The organism is Pseudomonas sp. ASL4 (assembly GCF_056680395.1).
Window position 1 is genome coordinate 6,086,559 of the sequence record NZ_CM155280.1, and the last position, 15,556, is coordinate 6,102,114.

Annotated in this window: 20 protein-coding genes and 1 tRNA gene; 9 read left to right on the top strand and 12 right to left on the bottom strand. The window is 54.4% G+C overall.

Features of this window, described 5'->3' with window-relative positions:
• The first annotated feature begins 3 nt into the window (after window positions 1-3).
• From AC1MEW_RS27745 to AC1MEW_RS27755, 3 genes are all read left to right on the top strand, one after another.
• The gene (locus AC1MEW_RS27745; RefSeq protein ID WP_480424346.1) at window positions 4-402 is read left to right on the top strand and encodes a hypothetical protein; all 399 of its coding nucleotides are present in this window, start codon (window positions 4-6) and stop codon (window positions 400-402) included.
• A gap of 165 nt (window positions 403-567) precedes the next feature.
• Window positions 568-978 (top strand): DUF6896 domain-containing protein, encoded by a 411-nt coding sequence (locus AC1MEW_RS27750; RefSeq protein WP_480424348.1) that lies wholly within the window; start codon window positions 568-570, stop codon window positions 976-978.
• Between the two features lie 189 nt (window positions 979-1,167).
• Window positions 1,168-1,566: a hypothetical protein gene (locus AC1MEW_RS27755; RefSeq protein WP_480424350.1), complete on the top strand. Its 399-nt coding sequence runs from the start codon at window positions 1,168-1,170 to the stop codon at window positions 1,564-1,566.
• 42 nt (window positions 1,567-1,608) lie between these two features.
• On the opposite strand, the gene AC1MEW_RS27760 is transcribed toward AC1MEW_RS27755, so the two are convergent.
• The 5 genes from AC1MEW_RS27760 to AC1MEW_RS27780 form a co-directional block, all read right to left on the bottom strand.
• Window positions 1,609-1,833 (bottom strand): hypothetical protein, encoded by a 225-nt coding sequence (locus AC1MEW_RS27760; protein ID WP_322267845.1) that lies wholly within the window; start codon window positions 1,831-1,833, stop codon window positions 1,609-1,611.
• Between the two features lie 97 nt (window positions 1,834-1,930).
• Window positions 1,931-2,086, bottom strand: coding sequence for a hypothetical protein (locus tag AC1MEW_RS27765; protein ID WP_201255933.1), 156 nt, complete (start codon window positions 2,084-2,086; stop codon window positions 1,931-1,933).
• Window positions 2,087-2,213: 127 nt separating this feature from the next.
• A complete protein-coding gene (locus AC1MEW_RS27770; RefSeq protein ID WP_201255934.1) occupies window positions 2,214-2,657 on the bottom strand; it encodes a hypothetical protein in 444 nt (147 codons plus the stop codon).
• 154 nt (window positions 2,658-2,811) lie between these two features.
• Window positions 2,812-3,183: a bacteriocin gene (locus AC1MEW_RS27775; RefSeq protein ID WP_201196239.1), complete on the bottom strand. Its 372-nt coding sequence runs from the start codon at window positions 3,181-3,183 to the stop codon at window positions 2,812-2,814.
• A gap of 326 nt (window positions 3,184-3,509) precedes the next feature.
• Complete coding sequence (locus AC1MEW_RS27780) at window positions 3,510-3,698, bottom strand: hypothetical protein (RefSeq protein ID WP_242486290.1); 189 nt, start codon at window positions 3,696-3,698, stop codon at window positions 3,510-3,512.
• A 257-nt stretch (window positions 3,699-3,955) separates the two neighbouring features.
• Here AC1MEW_RS27780 and AC1MEW_RS27785 point away from each other — a divergent pair, with 257 nt between their 5' ends.
• Window positions 3,956-4,663 carry a hypothetical protein gene (locus tag AC1MEW_RS27785; protein WP_201255935.1) on the top strand — a complete coding sequence of 236 codons (708 nt, stop codon included), beginning with the start codon at window positions 3,956-3,958 and terminating at the stop codon, window positions 4,661-4,663.
• Window positions 4,664-4,704: 41 nt separating this feature from the next.
• Here AC1MEW_RS27785 and AC1MEW_RS27790 read toward each other — a convergent pair whose 3' ends face one another.
• The 4 genes from AC1MEW_RS27790 to AC1MEW_RS27805 all read right to left on the bottom strand — a co-directional run bounded on the left by AC1MEW_RS27790 (window position 4,705) and on the right by AC1MEW_RS27805 (window position 7,625).
• Window positions 4,705-5,025, bottom strand: a complete 321-nt coding sequence (locus AC1MEW_RS27790; protein ID WP_480424351.1) for a YbjQ family protein — start codon at window positions 5,023-5,025, stop codon at window positions 4,705-4,707.
• Between the two features lie 105 nt (window positions 5,026-5,130).
• Window positions 5,131-5,313: a hypothetical protein gene (locus tag AC1MEW_RS27795; RefSeq protein WP_480424352.1), complete on the bottom strand. Its 183-nt coding sequence runs from the start codon at window positions 5,311-5,313 to the stop codon at window positions 5,131-5,133.
• Window positions 5,300-5,989 (bottom strand): zeta toxin family protein, encoded by a 690-nt coding sequence (locus AC1MEW_RS27800; RefSeq protein ID WP_480424354.1) that lies wholly within the window; start codon window positions 5,987-5,989, stop codon window positions 5,300-5,302. Before AC1MEW_RS27800 ends, AC1MEW_RS27795 begins: the two co-directional genes overlap by 14 nt.
• 328 nt (window positions 5,990-6,317) lie before the next feature.
• Window positions 6,318-7,625, bottom strand: a complete 1,308-nt coding sequence (locus AC1MEW_RS27805) for a serine hydrolase domain-containing protein (RefSeq protein ID WP_480424356.1) — start codon at window positions 7,623-7,625, stop codon at window positions 6,318-6,320.
• 262 nt (window positions 7,626-7,887) lie between these two features.
• Between AC1MEW_RS27805 and AC1MEW_RS27810 the strand changes: the two genes are divergently transcribed.
• Together AC1MEW_RS27810 and AC1MEW_RS27815 are read left to right on the top strand one after the other, a co-directional pair.
• Window positions 7,888-8,157: a short-chain dehydrogenase gene (locus AC1MEW_RS27810; protein WP_201255936.1), complete on the top strand. Its 270-nt coding sequence runs from the start codon at window positions 7,888-7,890 to the stop codon at window positions 8,155-8,157.
• A 286-nt stretch (window positions 8,158-8,443) separates the two neighbouring features.
• Window positions 8,444-8,995 (top strand): hypothetical protein, encoded by a 552-nt coding sequence (locus AC1MEW_RS27815; RefSeq protein WP_480424358.1) that lies wholly within the window; start codon window positions 8,444-8,446, stop codon window positions 8,993-8,995.
• Between the two features lie 346 nt (window positions 8,996-9,341).
• On the opposite strand, the gene AC1MEW_RS27820 is transcribed toward AC1MEW_RS27815, so the two are convergent.
• A tRNA-Ser gene (locus AC1MEW_RS27820) sits at window positions 9,342-9,431 on the bottom strand.
• 308 nt (window positions 9,432-9,739) lie between these two features.
• Between AC1MEW_RS27820 and AC1MEW_RS27825 the strand changes: the two genes are divergently transcribed.
• From AC1MEW_RS27825 to AC1MEW_RS27835, 3 genes are all read left to right on the top strand, one after another.
• Complete coding sequence (locus AC1MEW_RS27825) at window positions 9,740-10,429, top strand: crotonase/enoyl-CoA hydratase family protein (protein ID WP_201202038.1); 690 nt, start codon at window positions 9,740-9,742, stop codon at window positions 10,427-10,429.
• A 213-nt stretch (window positions 10,430-10,642) separates the two neighbouring features.
• On the top strand, window positions 10,643-11,365 hold the full coding sequence (locus AC1MEW_RS27830) for a 1-acylglycerol-3-phosphate O-acyltransferase (RefSeq protein WP_201202036.1): 723 nt from the start codon (window positions 10,643-10,645) through the stop codon (window positions 11,363-11,365).
• A gap of 146 nt (window positions 11,366-11,511) precedes the next feature.
• Window positions 11,512-12,483 carry a magnesium and cobalt transport protein CorA gene (locus AC1MEW_RS27835; protein WP_480424361.1) on the top strand — a complete coding sequence of 324 codons (972 nt, stop codon included), beginning with the start codon at window positions 11,512-11,514 and terminating at the stop codon, window positions 12,481-12,483.
• 96 nt (window positions 12,484-12,579) lie between these two features.
• Here AC1MEW_RS27835 and AC1MEW_RS27840 read toward each other — a convergent pair whose 3' ends face one another.
• Window positions 12,580-13,302 carry an amidotransferase gene (locus tag AC1MEW_RS27840; RefSeq protein WP_201202033.1) on the bottom strand — a complete coding sequence of 241 codons (723 nt, stop codon included), beginning with the start codon at window positions 13,300-13,302 and terminating at the stop codon, window positions 12,580-12,582.
• 95 nt (window positions 13,303-13,397) lie between these two features.
• Window positions 13,398-15,542 carry a 3-hydroxyacyl-CoA dehydrogenase NAD-binding domain-containing protein gene (locus AC1MEW_RS27845; RefSeq protein WP_480424363.1) on the bottom strand — a complete coding sequence of 715 codons (2,145 nt, stop codon included), beginning with the start codon at window positions 15,540-15,542 and terminating at the stop codon, window positions 13,398-13,400.
• Between the last annotated feature and the right edge of the window lie 14 nt (window positions 15,543-15,556).

Genomic DNA, 15,556 nt, shown 5'->3' on the forward strand with positions numbered 1-15,556 from the left:
AATATGGATACGGTAGAGATTTTTATTATCAAAGACGGCAGACGCCAAGTTGCCAAACTTCTCTGCAACACTGAAATGCTGACGATCAACTTCACTTTGGAGGGTGGACACAGTAAAACTTATTCGGGGGATGATTTCTACGAATGCCTTGGTCACATCAGAAAGGAACATTGCGACGTAACATTTCTATGTAAGGGCGCAAAAGTAAACGTCCACCCTTCCAGTATGTCTTCACAGATGTCTCTGGGAGTTAAAGCATATGAACTCACGCTTGGAAAATATGCATTAAGAAGCGACATCGTAAATATTTTTGACTACGAGGAAAACAACCTGACGAATGATCCCGAGGTGCAGAGAGACTTCTTTTTACGCTGGGTTGCATCAGATATTTCGGAAGAATGAATAATTGGAACCTTGCGCCCAATTGGGGGACAGATTTATTTACATTAGCGTGATAATAAAGTTTGTGACCGACATTAAGGAACACGAAGGAAACCTGAACAATCTCGATGAGATTTTAGAATCCGCGAATAACGTTTGGCACGACAGACTGGAGCATCGGAGAAGATGAGCTACAAAAATGAACTCCTCGAAAAGCTAATCGTCGATTTCCTTTCGAAAGTAGAAAAGGCCGCTGTATTACTCCAGGAAAAATTTGGCACACGATGCATTTTGAGGCTCTGGCACTCAAAAAAAATAGAACAGTGCGGAACAATTTCTGACAACATAACATATGAACTACATGGCGTTGGCTGTGCTGTTTATTTACCAGAAGCATGTATCGATTTCGACTATGGCCCGAACGGAAGAACTGACGGCTTTGATGTTTGGCGACTATACCTGCTTGCGTGTGAGCTACCACTCCAACACGAAAAATACACTGACATTCAAGTACTTAAATCCGATATCGAAGAATATATTGAGATGGGCAAGCTTGAAAAAATATCGCCATCAGATGGGCTTTACGTAGTTAAATGAAACAGATTTGTTTAATAAAAATCCCGGCCAAACCACTATAAAAATGGCTCACCCATCACCAATGGAAAGCCGTGAAAAGTCAAAGAGTACGAAAGCGAACTCGGTGTAAGTTAAGCGCATCGAAAACGGGACAGATTTATTTACATTACAATGGTTATTCCACAACCAAAACATGTACGGAAAACAGCTTTGAAGACAATAGAAATAGAAATATCTATAAATAAAGACAAACTCACTGAGACAGCCAAGATCGAATGTGACCGACAAAAACTCGTGCTAACTTTCACAATGCAGAGCGGCTTAAAAAAAACATATGCAGCTTCTGATCTTTATATTTGTCTAGGGATGTTGAGGGCTGACTTTCCGGATATAAAATTTCTATGTAAAGGCGCTAAGCTTAACGTCCACCCCTCGCGCATGAGTTCTCAGATGGCTGGTGGAGTAGTAGCGTATGAAGTCAGCATGGGAAAACCCGCCGAACAGGAAGATATCGTCAACATCTTCGACTATGAGGATACAGACATCACAAACGACATTGAGCAACAACGAGAATTCAATAGGCGCTGGCTCGCTTCGTTAGCGCACTAGCATGGGGTGCTAGGGGTCGAGCGGTTCAACCCCTATATGCCTTCAACTCGGCTCCCCCGACCCATCCTCCCCCGCAATATCCGGATCATCAGGACTCGCCTCAACATCACCATCACCCTGCTTCACATCATCCTCCGCAACCTGCTCCACTCCCGCGTCATCCTCATCGTCTGGCGGACGCTGGTCACGACTCAGCGAGTCAGTAGGAGAAGGCAGCGGATATTCAGGCGTTTCGTCGACGTCGGCGACTTTCGGGTCTGCGTTCATAAAGCACCTCTCGAAGGGCCTGAAAAGCAGGCCCTTGATAGTTCGAGGAAGTGGCTATCCAAGCGTTCGGTCCGAGAGACGATCGGTCGGCACGTGATCAATCTTCGTCTTCCTCTTCATTCTCGGTATTACCCACGTCTCCGGCATCATCGGCATCGTTAAGCGGTACCGTCGCATCGTCCATCAACGAACCTGGGTCTTCATTACCCGGATCGTTGAGTTCGTCTGAGTCGTCTTCGGTTTCAAGCGTCATGGCACGCCTCACATAGTTCAGGGAGTGTATGAAGTTCGAGGCGTCCTACAACCAAACGTTCCAGCACCCTACCCACAGATACGAAAAACCCGGCGCTTGGCCGGGTTTCTGCTGTCACGATATCGAATCAGTGACCTTTGTGGTGCTTGTACCTGTTGTCGTGCTTGTACCTGTTGTTGTGTTTATCGCGGCCGCCGGAATGAGAACTGCGGCCGTCGCTACCCAAATTGTTACCGACCGCGCCACCCGCCGCGCCACCCAGGCCTGCGCCAATTGTCGAACCGGTGGAGCCGCCCAGACTATGGCCGACCACCGAGCCGCCCGCCGCCCCGACACCACCGCCCACCGCCGCTTCTGTGCGACTGCCCTTGCGTGCGCCGACGGCACCGCCCGCCGCGCCGCCGACTCCTGCGCCGATGGCTGCACCGGTGCTGCCGCCCATTTGCTGGCCGACCACATTACCCAGCGCGCCACCCAGACCACCGCCGACCGCCGCGGTGCCATCGCCGGCAGCCATTGCGCCCTGAGCGACCAGAAGTCCAAAAACCAACGTAGACAATGTCAAACGCATGATATGAACCTCAAAATTTCCGAACTCGGGAATAGAGCGCATTCAAATGAAAGGTGCGCCCGGTTATATGAGATTGGAGGCTCATGCGGGGAGATTCGTTCACAAACGAAAAAGCCCGGCATCAAGCCGGGCTTTTTGCGCTGACCAATCAGGATCAGTGACGCTTGTGACCTTTCGACAGGTTGGTACCTACCGCGCCGCCCGCTGCGCCGCCCAGGCCAGCGCCGATGGTTGCACCGGTCTTGCCGCCCAGACTGTTGCCGATAACCGAACCGCCAGCCGCGCCGACGCCACCGCCAATGGCTGCTTTGGTACGGCTGCCTTTCGGTGCCGCGATGGCACTGCCTGCTGCGCCCGCTACGCCAGCACCAATCGCTGCGCCGGTGCTGCCGCCCATTTTCTGACCGACCACATTACCCAGCGCGCCACCCAGACCACCACCGAGCGCGGCAGTACCTTGACCGGCAGCCATCGCACCTTGAGTAACCAGAAGCCCCAGAACCAGGGCGGGCAGTGTTAAACGCATGACGAAAACCTCAAAAAAAGGGGGAGAACGAAAGGGCCGAGATTGAATGCTTTAGAGATGGCAAAGTCCAGACACAAATGAGCTCGACATCGCTGTGGGCGTCGGTTGGACCACGTTTATGGAAAAGGTTTTATCGCAGGCAAAAAAAAGCCCGCTGGGGAGACGGGCTGGAGTATTGCTTTCTAACGGATGAGCTGAGACTACGTAGGGCGTTGTGAAAAGATTGTGAAAGAAAAGCGCGATTCGTATGTAGGACATTTCCCATAAACCTGACCGCCAAAAATGAAAAACCCCGCTCAATTGCGCGGGGTTTGTTTTGTCAGCGATTACTTCCTGGAAGGCGCTGCGACTTTGGGCAGAAATTTCGATTTCGGCCCTCGAGGGGCCGTCGATTTGATCTTGTCCGTCTCGACCTGATCCTCGCCAAAGCCAGCCACGTACTCGGTCTGGCCACACTGCACACAATTGTTGATTGGAAACTCAGCCCCGTCGTCTTCGATATACGGATCAGCCATTTCTTCGCCCCTTTCAAAACAGGGTCAATACCGGCAAGCCCTTTTTGCCTGAAAAATATCGACCACCAAGGCTTGTGAGACTAGCCGGTCATTACTGGACTTGTGATTCACATGACCCAAAGGCCGACGAATGGCTTTGTGTCGAAGCTGAAACATTTTATTACTTATTAGCTGGTTTCCAGCCCCCTTCCCCTATCAAGAATTTCAATTCAACGCCGCTGCACTGTTGTCATTTGAAAAATCTCAAGGAAAGAGCCGTGAATATCAATCAATCGACCTCCACCATTGTCCCGTCATCTAAAGATCTGACGATATCCGACAAAGTCCTCACCGCGACCCCGCCTACCGCGACCACCGAGGCCATGAAAGAGGCAGCCAGAAAATGGCGTGAAGCCAACCCGGACTCGGATGGGGTCATTTACCACCCCAGCAACCCGTCGCCGTCTCAACCAACAGAGCCCGGGCAGGTCATAGATGCTGTCATCACCTGGATCGGCAGTACCTCGCCGACCGCAAACTTTCCGGCGGCTGAAAGTCGACTGATTGCAGCCAATGACAGCCTCAAGACGAACTACATGCAGTTTCTGGACGATCTGAAAAACATCGATCCGGCGCTTGAAGAACAGGACTTCGGCTTCACCGTTGATCCACAAGGCAATCTAAAGGCCACCTCACTCTCTGGCTCAATAAACGCCGACGACCTTGCACGCCTCACCGACTACATGAACCGCTCCGACTCCTTGAAAGACGCCGCCAACGAATTTGCACAAAGCTCATTCGACTATGTGAAGGAAGACAAGGAATACCAGGGCACTGGCGGCTTCGTGCTGAACATGAACAACTTTGAAAAAACCGTCGATCTCGGCCAGATGTATACGTATCAAAAGTCGGGCAAGAGCAACATGGGCAACTTCTTCGCCCAACAGGTGATGACCAAAGGCGAACGCGCTCCGCACCCCTTCTGATTAGACCGGCAGGGCCCGTGTGCAAAGCGTCACGGGCCGAGTCACCTCAACTTGACCGCCGTCCCGGTCACAAACACCACCACCATCCCGCCCTTGGCCGCCGGCATGCTGATCTCGAAATCGAGCCCCACCACCGCATCTGCCTGCAACGCCTGAGCGCGCTCCTTGATCTCGTCGGTCGCCTGAATACGCGCCTCTTTCAATGCTCGCTCCAGCGTCTGAGAGCGCCCCCCAAAAAAATCCCGCATCCCGGCGAACATGTCGCGGATAACGTTGACGCCCTGCACCGACTCGGCGCTGACAATGTCCAGGTAGGCGGTGATTTGGCGGCCTTCGATGGTGTGGGTTGTGGTGGTGATCATTGGTTCCCCTTTTCATCTAGGCAGACATTGGCGTCAGGTAAATGGGTAGCTAAAACAAAAAGCCCAGCAATTAGCTGGGCTTTGAAATTGAGGAATCGCTTGTTCTCAGGCGTCTTTTTCCGTTGATACGTTCGCCTTCTTGATAGCCTCAGCCTTCTCAAGAACTGCTCGTTGAGATGCGATAGCTTTGCTGATCACAGCGTTATAGACATCTCGCTTCGTCTCGGCAGATGCTTTGGTAAAAAAGTCAGCCAAGGGACTGGTTACCCCATCTTTAGCTGCGCTCATGGCTCTGTACTCCAGTTAATAGCTCTACGAGCTCGAATTGATCATAGGTCTGGGGAACCAGAGCGTCAATCCGCTCCACGCTGACATCACCTTCAAAAAGCGAAGCCGTACCATCCGTGTTTTTGATGATGAGATCCACGAAAAACTGCTTGTCGTAGTATCTTCGTAGCTCGATCACGTTCCTTCTGGCAGCAAGATATTGCGCAACAAAGGCTTCCAACGGAATGTTGCGCCCTTCCGTGATCTCGCGTGCCTGAACGAACTGCCACGCAAGCCTCGGCTCCTGATAAACGTAGATGATCTGAGCAATTCGTTGACTAGCCAATACCCTATTGATATTGCGCTTTGCCACATCGAGGTTGGCCAACGTTCCATCAAGCAGGAACGAGATACGTTTTTCAAAAACGCGATCTAAAACTCTTTCAAGTATCTTCGTCACTGCACGTTGATACAAATAGGACTTCCTACCTGAGTAACCTGGAATCAGACATCTAAAATCATCAGGATCAATCCGTAGAATTTTCTTTGCCTCAACGCTAACAGTCCCCTGCTCAAGTATGTCTACCATAGCCTTTGAAATTTCGGTCTTCCCTGCTCCGGGCGACCCGGCCATAAAAACGGTGAGTGGGGATACCTCCGAAGGAAACACCTTCGTATCTGCAATATCCCTAGCCAATCTGGCTCAATGTACTTTGGCAAACTGAAAGGCTGCTTCTTCAATCGCTTTTTCTTCGGGAGTCATTTCAGCACTCTGCTCCATTTGCGCCTTCGCCGACGTAAGACCATAAACGCACACTCAACGCCACGAAGACGCGCGTCCAAAATGTCTTACGAGCTTGAACTAACTTAGCCAGCAAACGCTAGTCGGATGAGCGCATAACTGACATAGCAAATAGGGACGGCCCAGGTAGGCTCATTACATGACGTCGGTAGGAAAAATATCTAATGCGCCTTATCCCTCCATTTAATTGAGTGGTGTTCGTATCATCTTTGCTGCAAGGCAATTAAAGCAACTTGGACAAATGCTGAGCCAACGCCTCAAACGCCGGTAAAGTTACGGGATCATTAGCCGAGTTACTGGCTACCGGATGCGACGCATACCGCACGATCACTATCTCGGCCTTCGGGTCGACATAGATCCGTTGCCCATGCACCCCGCGCGCCATGAACGCCCCGCCCTCCTTGTTCGTCACCCACCGCATCGACCGATAGCTCCAGCCCTTCAACAACTCATAGCCTGCTTTGGCGAAAGCCTGTTTATCGCCACCGCGACGAATGTCGTCCACCACCGCTTTCGGTACGATCTGCTGGTCGTTGAATTTGCCGTCATTGCGCAACATCTCGCCAAACCGGGCCAGGTCCCGCAGCCCCGTGTTCAAACCGCCGCTGGCAAATGGCGTACCGATGGAGTCCACGGTGAAATAAGCATCCTGCTCGGCGCCCAAACGACTCCAGATCCGCTCCGATAACAACTGCGTGACGTTGCGACCGCTGGCCCGGGCGATGATCCAGCCCAGCACGTCGGTGTTGACGGTTTTGTAGCTAAACGCGCTGCCATGTTCGCCTTGTAGTTGAACCGTCTGCAAAAACTCGTAGTAAGTTCGCGGACCTGTGTAGTCCTTTGGCTTGGGCAGCGGACTGCCAGCCTTGGCGTGGGACCAGACCTCGGCATTCGGGTCTGCGTAGTCTTCGCTGTATTTGAGGCCTGTGGTCATGTCGAGCACCTGACGCACCGTGGCGCTGCCAAATGCCGAAGTCGCCAGCTCAGGGACGTAATCGGCGACAGGCTTGTTCGCATCGATCCGACCTTCCGCCACCAGCATCGCCCCGAGCGTACCGACCACCGACTTCGTCACCGACATCGCCGCATGCTGGCCTTCCGGCGTCAGTACGCCGAAGTAGCGTTCGTAGACAATCTTGCCCTTGTGCATCACCACGATGCCGTCGGTGTAAGTGGCCGCGAGGGATTGGTCCCAAGTCATCGGCGTCTTTGCGCCGAGCGGGGTGAAACTGACGGCATCGATATCTTTGCGCAGCGACGATTCCAAGGGCACCGGCGCGCCAAGCCCGCGTGAGACGTTGGTCGTCGGCATCAGTTGGCGGAAGTTCGAGACGCTCCAGCGCATGGCCGGGAACTGGAAGTAGCTGCCGTCTTCGAAACGAACGCTGCGATCAGCGGGTGGTGGTGAACCGATCATCCAGCCGAGCTTGGCGGGGTCGCTGGCGGCGGCGTCGGGAAAAGTTGTGGTGCTGGCAGCGGTGGCGAGTGATGACATGAAGCACATCAGCAGCGCTATGCGGTGGAAAGCCATAGTGTCGATTCCGTTCGAGGGGATTGGCGGTCTATAACAGGCGGGATGGGATTCGCCTCAAAGCCAGGTTTTTCGGGGGGATTGAAAAGTTCGTACTGGTATTGGGGCCGAGTCCTACAAAACGTTCGGAAGCATCAGCTTGGTTGTGTATTGCTGCTTTTGGCCGCGGACACTTATAGTTTGAACGTCGCTCAACGGCGGCCAGGTTTGGCGACCTGATGACATTTGAAGGAACTTTTCCAAATCAAATGGAGCTTCACTCATGAATCAATACATGGCCCTCACCAGCAACGCCGACGATCAACCTACCCTGTTCGTCGATACCACCAAACCTTTGCATATCCTGCTAGACGCTGCTGGCTATCGAATCAGAGCCGTCACCCAAGTCCTGGAAAACCTCGCAATGCGTGGTGAAATCATCAGTGACTCAGTCATCCTCAGCGACTTCGCGCTGCTTTGCTCTATTCCTTTGAGGGATGGGTGCGATGTGCTGGATGTGATTGGGCGTCGGCTGGATAAGATGCCGGGGTGATAAAAATGGGCGACCACTTGGTCGCCCATTTTATTTAAATCAGACGCTTACTGCGCAACAACCTTACTAGGTCTGTAGACTTTTACCCGAGAACGACCTGAGAGAGTAACTCAACTGAAATCCTTATACAGCGACATATCCACAAGGGTGAGTCAGAGCCGGTTGTTGAAGCTTACAAAGATTATCGTGGCAGTCAAAACGGTGTTTACTACCGCAAGATCAAAGGATGTGCGGACAAGCTTCGTGTCGCTCCAAACTCAATGCAACTTTTGAGGGATATGGTCAAATGAAAAATTTTATACTCGGATTTGGACTAGTATTTTTTAGTATTTCGACATTCGCAGCTCAGCCAAGCCCCCCTATCACCTGTGAATTAGCGGGACAGAAAAATACAATTTCATTGCTACGCTTTTCTCCGACTGAAGACTCTTTTGTCTATAAAGTCCGTTATGCCCAACAAACAAAATTCATCTATAACGGTTCAAATGAGTCTCGAGGAAGCGGAATTCAATGGCAGTGCGTTTCCGACGGAAAAAATATGAACGTGCTTGTGATTTCAGGTGAATTCACTTCGAACTTCCTGCAAGGGGTCCTGTTCTATTTCAACTCAGGGGACGGAAAAATAGAACGGATCGATTTCGCGGAAAGAAACCGCCCTCGCTGGGTAAGCATTTCCGCACAAGGTGCTCAAGTCATCTTTGAGAACACAGGCAATGAAAGTTCAAGCAAATACTTGACCTATGGGAAAAATGGGGCTTATGTGGAACTATCAGAGCTTCCCTCAACCTCAAGCTCTGCTGGTGAAAAGCTAATTGATCTAAAGAACGGCCAACAGTAAAACCCGTATTGACTCCCAGCAATCATGCAGGAAATCTACCGACAAAGCCGCCAACAACGGCGGCTTGGATCAGTTCAGATGCTGCTAGCTATTGTATTAAGCTCATAAGGTTTGAGCCGTAAAACTTCCTCTCTTATCCAACTATTCAACTGAGTCATCCGCGTCTGAATCGGCTCCGGCTCGTTCGCCGGCAGTCTAGCAACGCGGTCGAAAGCGTGGGCCTCCTTTCTAAGCCAGAAAACCTTCCGTGGTTCCGTATTGGTCCCACATCGCTTTTTTTCAGACGCCAAAAACCACAAACCCCCGACTTTCTCTAGGAAAATCAGGGGTTTGTGTTTACTTAATGTGGCGGTGAAGGAGAGATTCGAACTCTCGATACAATTTCTTGTATACACACTTTCCAGGCGTGCTCCTTAAGCCACTCGGACACTTCACCGTATCTCTTCAAACAAGTTCTGTCTGTCGAGGCGCGCTAATGTAGTCGAAAGCTTTTCCGATGGCAAATATTTTTTTCAGAATTTTCATGCGCTTAGCGATTTAGTCGTTCCGGCGGGTTCCGGGCCATGGCAAACCTGCCAATCTCCGGCGTCGTGCCCTCTTCTATATAGAGGGGAATGCACGGCCAGTGCGGCCGGCTACGCTTATCCGACGGGAAAAGGGTGACTGGCGGGTCAGTCACGGCGCTTTACCTGGCCTACGGCGGTGGGTAACGTCTGCCTCAACTTTCATACAAGGAATAGCGTCATGAGTGAGTTAGTTTCCTACAACCTCGAAGACGGTATCGCGACCCTGACGTTGAGCAATGGCAAGGTAAACGCCATTTCCCCGGACGTGATTGCGGCGTTTAATGCTGCGCTGGATCAGGCGGTGACTGATCGTGCGGTGGTGATCATTACCGGTACGCCGGGGATTCTGTCGGGCGGTTATGACTTGAAGGTGATGACGGCCGGGCCTAAAGAAGCCGTGGCGCTGGTGACGGCAGGTTCGACACTGGCCCGCCGCTTGTTGTCGCACCCGTTCCCGGTGATCGTGGCGTGCCCTGGGCATGCGGTGGCCAAGGGTGCATTCCTGTTGTTGTCGGCGGATTACCGCATTGGTGTCGACGGTCCGTTCAGCATTGGTCTGAATGAAGTGCAGATCGGTATGACCATGCACCACGCCGGGATCGAACTGGCGCGTGATCGCCTGAGCAACGCGGCGCTGCATCGTTCGGTGATCAATGGCGAGATGTTTAATCCGCAGAGCGCGATTGCGGCCGGGTTCCTCGATGTGGTGGTCTCGGCCGAGGAGCTGCAAGGTGCTGCACTGGCCGCGGCGCGTCAGTTGAAGAAGATCAACATGACCGCGCACAAGAACACCAAGCTGAAAGTGCGCCAAGCGCTGCTGGAGACGCTGGACAACGCGATCATCCAGGATCAGGAACACTTGGGCTAAGCTCCGGCCCGCTACAACGAAAAGCCCGGCCCTCGTGTCGGGCTTTTCGTACGTGCTCTGTTGAAAAGCCTGCAACCACTCTAGGCCGTGTCTGACACTCAAGTCGGAAACATGCGCTTAAACATCGCCTATCTCCCGCCTCTATAGCGGCAATTGCCGAAAACAGTGCACATCCGTACACTGCGCCACCTTTTGTCCCGGTGGGGCCTGTAAATGCTGTTTGTGTTTCGTATGTTATTGATGGGCCTGCACTTTATTCTGGCCGGTGTGGCGGGGGTGATCCTCGGTCTGTGCCGACCGTTCAACCCGGACAACAGCCGTTTATGCGCGCGCCTGTATGCCTGGCCGGCGATGTGTATTTTGCGTCTGCGGGTGAAGACCGATGTCGGGCCGTTGATGGACAAACCCGAGAGCTGCGTGATCATCGCCAATCACCAGTCCAACTACGATCTGTTTGTGTTCGGCAACGTCGTGCCCCACCGCACCGTGTGCATCGGCAAGAAGAGCCTGAAGTGGGTGCCGCTGTTCGGTCAGTTGTTCTGGCTGGCGGGTAATGTGTTGATCGACCGCGGCAATGCGCACAAGGCGCGCCAGTCGATGCTGACCACCACGCACACCTTGCAGCATGAAGACACCTCGATCTGGGTGTTCCCGGAAGGCACGCGTAACCTCGGCGAAGAGTTGCTGCCGTTCAAGAAAGGCGCGTTCCAGATGGCGATTGCGGCCGGGGTGCCGATCGTACCGGTGTGTGTCAGCAGTTACGTCAAACACATGCGATTGAACCGCTGGAGCAGTGGGAAAATTCTGATTCGTTCGCTGCCGGCGATTCCGACCGCAGGGTTAAGCATGGACGACATGCCCCTGCTGATCGCCCAATGCCGAGAACAGATGCGCGAATGCATCGCCTCGATGGATCGACAACTGCAAGCCGCTTAAACGAAACCCGCCCTGTGCGGGTTTTCTTTTGCCTGCGACCTCGTGCCAGCGAACTCTTAAGATTTCACTGACTCTCAAGCAGCAGACAAGGCTAAGCTGATCGCTGCCTGCCACTGCCATCTGCTAATAAGAAGTGAACCACCATCATGGGTAGAGTTGTTGCTGCTGCGGTTTACAGCGCCGGTAAAAAAATCACCAATATCACTCTCGACGAAGGCGCCGCCTGGGCGGCCAAGACCGGCCACTTTGTCTGGATTGGCCTCGAAGAGCCCAACGCCGAGGAGCTGACCAACCTGCAACGCCAGTTCAACCTGCATGAACTGGCCATCGAAGATGCCCTGGAAAAACACAGCCGACCGAAGCTGGAAACCTTCGGTGATGCACTGTTTATTGTCACGTACTCGCCGATCCGCCATGAAGGCAAACTGGAGTTCATCGAGACTCACATCTTTGCCGGCAAGGGTTACATCATCACCGCGCGCAACGGTCATTCGGCGTCCTACGCCTATGTCCGCCAACGCTGTGAGGCGCGTCCGTTGTTGTTGGAGCACGGGGAAGATTTCGTACTCTATGCCATCCTCGACTTCGTCATCGAAAACTACCAGCCGGTGGGCGAAGCGATTCACGCCGAGATCGATGAGCTGGAGCGCAACGTGCTGTGCAGCGCGCTGAATGAGCGTGACATCCAGAAACTCCACAGCCTGCGCCGCGACGTGCTGCGCTTGCGCCGATATGCGGCGCCAATGGTGGAGATCGGTGAAGAGCTGCAGAAGCTGAGCTTCCCGTTTATCGACAAGAACATGCGGCCGTACTTCCGTGATGTGCAGATCCACGTCACGCGGCAGATGGAAGACCTGACGACCCTGGCGGATATCGCCAGCCAGACGATTGAGGTCGGGGTGTTGCTGGAGGCTGCACGCCAAAGCGTGGTGCAGCGCAAGTTTGCGGCGTGGGCAGCAATTCTGGCGTTTCCGACGGCGGTGGCCGGGATTTATGGGATGAACTTTCAGAACATGCCGGAATTGAGTTGGCATTACGGGTATTTCGCGGTGCTGAGTTTCATCACCGTGGGTTGCGTGGCTTTGTGGGCGAGTTTCAAGAAGTCCGGGTGGTTGTAGTCAAGACCGAGTCGTCTGTGCGATTCGCGGGCAAGCCTCGCTCCTACTGGTCAGCGTGATCCGTAGGAGCGAGGCTTGCCCGCGAAGCTTTTAGCCTCAAACCGTCTCAGGCTTATGCGCCACAAACCGCATCATCCACTCCGCAACCGTAGCGCCATGATGCGCATGCTCAAGGCTCGCCACACCCTTGGAATAAACCTGCTCACCCAAATGCTGCTGGCGAATCTCCAGCAACGCCCGTGAGTAGTCGTGAATGAACTCCGGATGCCCCTGGAAGCACAGCACCTGATCGTTGATGTGATACGCGGCAAACGGGCAGAAATCGCTCGAGGCAATCACCGTGGCGTTTTCCGGCAGCACCGTGACTTGATCCTGGTGGCTGATCAGCAGTGTCAGTTCTTCCATCACCGGGCTCATCCACGGCGCCTTCGCGGCGAGTTTGTAGTTATGGATGCCAACGCCCCACCCCTGGCTCGCTCGCTCGCTCTTGCCGCCGAGCAGCAGCGCCAGCAGTTGATGGCCGAAGCACACGCCCAGCAGTTTGTCGCCGCGCTCATAGCGAGTCAGCAAGTAAGTCTTGAGGGTTTCAATCCACGGGTCGGTGCCGAAGGAATCAGCCTTGCTGCCGGTGACCAGGTAGGCGTCGAAGGTCAGCTCATCGCTGGGGTAGTCGCCCTGCATCACGTTGTAGACGGTGAACTCGGCAGCGATGGGTTGCTGCGAAAACAGGCGCTGGAACATCTGCCCGTAACCCTGATATTGATCGACCAGTTCTGGACGCAGGATGTCGGTTTCCAGAATGCAGATGCGTAACGACATAAAAAATACCTGACACGTGATGGGAATAATGCACACCCCAGAGCCTGCCTTGAAACACGGTGGCAAGGCAAGCCCCGGAATGCGTCACTGGTCCCTTAGAACGCCTCCCCTTTGGCCGCTTTGTCCAACAGCAGCGCCGGTGGAGCGAAGCGCTCGCCATATTGCTCGGCCAGATACTGGGCGCGTGCGACAAAATCTTTCACGCCATATTGGTTGATGAATTGCAGCGCGCCGCCGGTCCAGGCCGCGAAGCCGATGCCGAAGATCGAGCCAACGTTGGCGTCCGCCGTCGAGGTCAGCACGCCCTCCTCCACGCAGCGCACGGTTTCGATGGCTTGCACGAACAGCAGGCGATCACGTACATCCTTCGGCGAAATCTGCCCGTCGGCCTTCTCGAAACGGTTTTTCAGCTCAGGCCAAAGATGTTTCTGCCCTCCGGCCGGGTAATCGTAGAAACCACCTCCAGCGGCCTTGCCCGGACGTTTGTATTCGTTGAGCAGCAAGTCAATCACGGCAAAGGCCGGGTGCTCAATCAGCGGTTTCCCTTCTGCTTGCAGGTCTTTGGCCGTTTGCTGGCGGATATGGCTCATGAGGCTGAGGGAAACTTCGTCGGAGATCGCCAGAGGTCCGACCGGCATCCCGGCCTTGCGCGCTTCGGTCTCGATCATCGGCGCGCTCACGCCTTCGCCGAGCATGGCGATGCCTTCATTGGTGAAGGTGCCAAACACCCGCGACGTGAAGAAGCCACGACTGTCGTTGACCACAATCGGGGTTTTCTTGATTTGCAGGACGAAATCGAAACCACGGGCCAGGGTTTCGTCGCTGGTGTTCGCGCCTTTGATGATTTCCACCAGGGGCATTTTTTCCACGGGGCTGAAGAAATGCAGACCGATGAACTTCGTCTGGTCCGGCACTGCAGTGGCCAGGCCGCTGATCGGCAGAGTCGAGGTGTTGGAGGCGATCACCGCGTCCGGGCCAACGACTTTTTGTGCTGCTGACGAGACCTTGGCTTTCAGTTCGCGATCTTCGAACACGGCCTCGATGATCAGGTCGCAACCGGCCATATCGGCATCGCTTTCCGTGGGCTGAATCCGCGCCAGCACGGCGTCTCGCTGCTCAGCGCTCAGTTGGCCACGGGAAACTTTCTTGTCCAGCAACGCCGCCGAGTGCGCCTTGCCCTTCTCTGCTGCCGCAAGATTAATGTCCTTGAGCACCACGTCGATACCAGCCGAGGCGCTGACAAAGGCGATGCCTGCGCCCATCATCCCCGCGCCGAGCACACCCACGCGATGAGTCACGTAAGGCGCAAACCCCTGCGGCCGCGAACCACCGGCATTGATCTCATTGAGCTGAAACCAGAACGTACCAATCAGGTTCTTCGACACCTGGCCGGTGGTCAACTCCGTGAAGTAACGGGTTTCAATAAGGTGCGCCGTGTCGAAATCCACCTGGGCACCCTCCACCGCCGCGCAAAGGATTTTCTCCGGCGCCGGCATCGTGCCCTGGGTTTTAGTGCGCAGGATCGACGGCGCGATGGCCAGCATCTGCGCGACTTTCGGGTTCGACGGCGTGCCACCGGGGATCTGATAACCCTTCACGTCCCAACGCTGCACAACGCTCGGGTTGGCCAGAATCCACGCCCGCGCCTTGGCCAGCAGTTCATCGTGATCCGCCGCCAGCTCATCGATCAAACCCGCCAGCAACGCCTGTTGCGGCCGGACCTTCTTACCTTCAAGCAAGTACGGCAAGGCTTTTTCCAGGCCCAGCATGCGGACCATGCGCACCACCCCGCCGCCGCCCGGCAACAAACCGAGGGTGACTTCCGGCAAGCCGAGTTGCACCGACGGGTTGTCCAGCGCCACGCGGTGATGGCAAGCCAGGCAGATTTCCCAACCGCCGCCCAGCGCCGCACCGTTGATCGCGGCGACCACCGGTTTGCCAAGGGTTTCCAGGGTGCGCAGTTGCCCTTTCAGCGTGAGCACCATGTCGTAGAAGGCTTTGGCTTCGGGTTTGCCGACCTTGATCAGTTCATTGAGATCGCCACCGGCAAAGAAAGTCTTCTTGGCCGAGGTGATGATGACGCCGGCGATGCTGTCCTTTTCGGCAACCAATTGGGCGACGCGGGCGGCCATGGCTTCGCGGTACACCGCGTTCATGGTGTTGGCGCTCTGGCCCGGCATGTCGATGGTCAGGACGACGATCTGGTCCTGACCTTTTTCGTAACGAATGGCTTCGGTCATGTCACTTTTTCCTT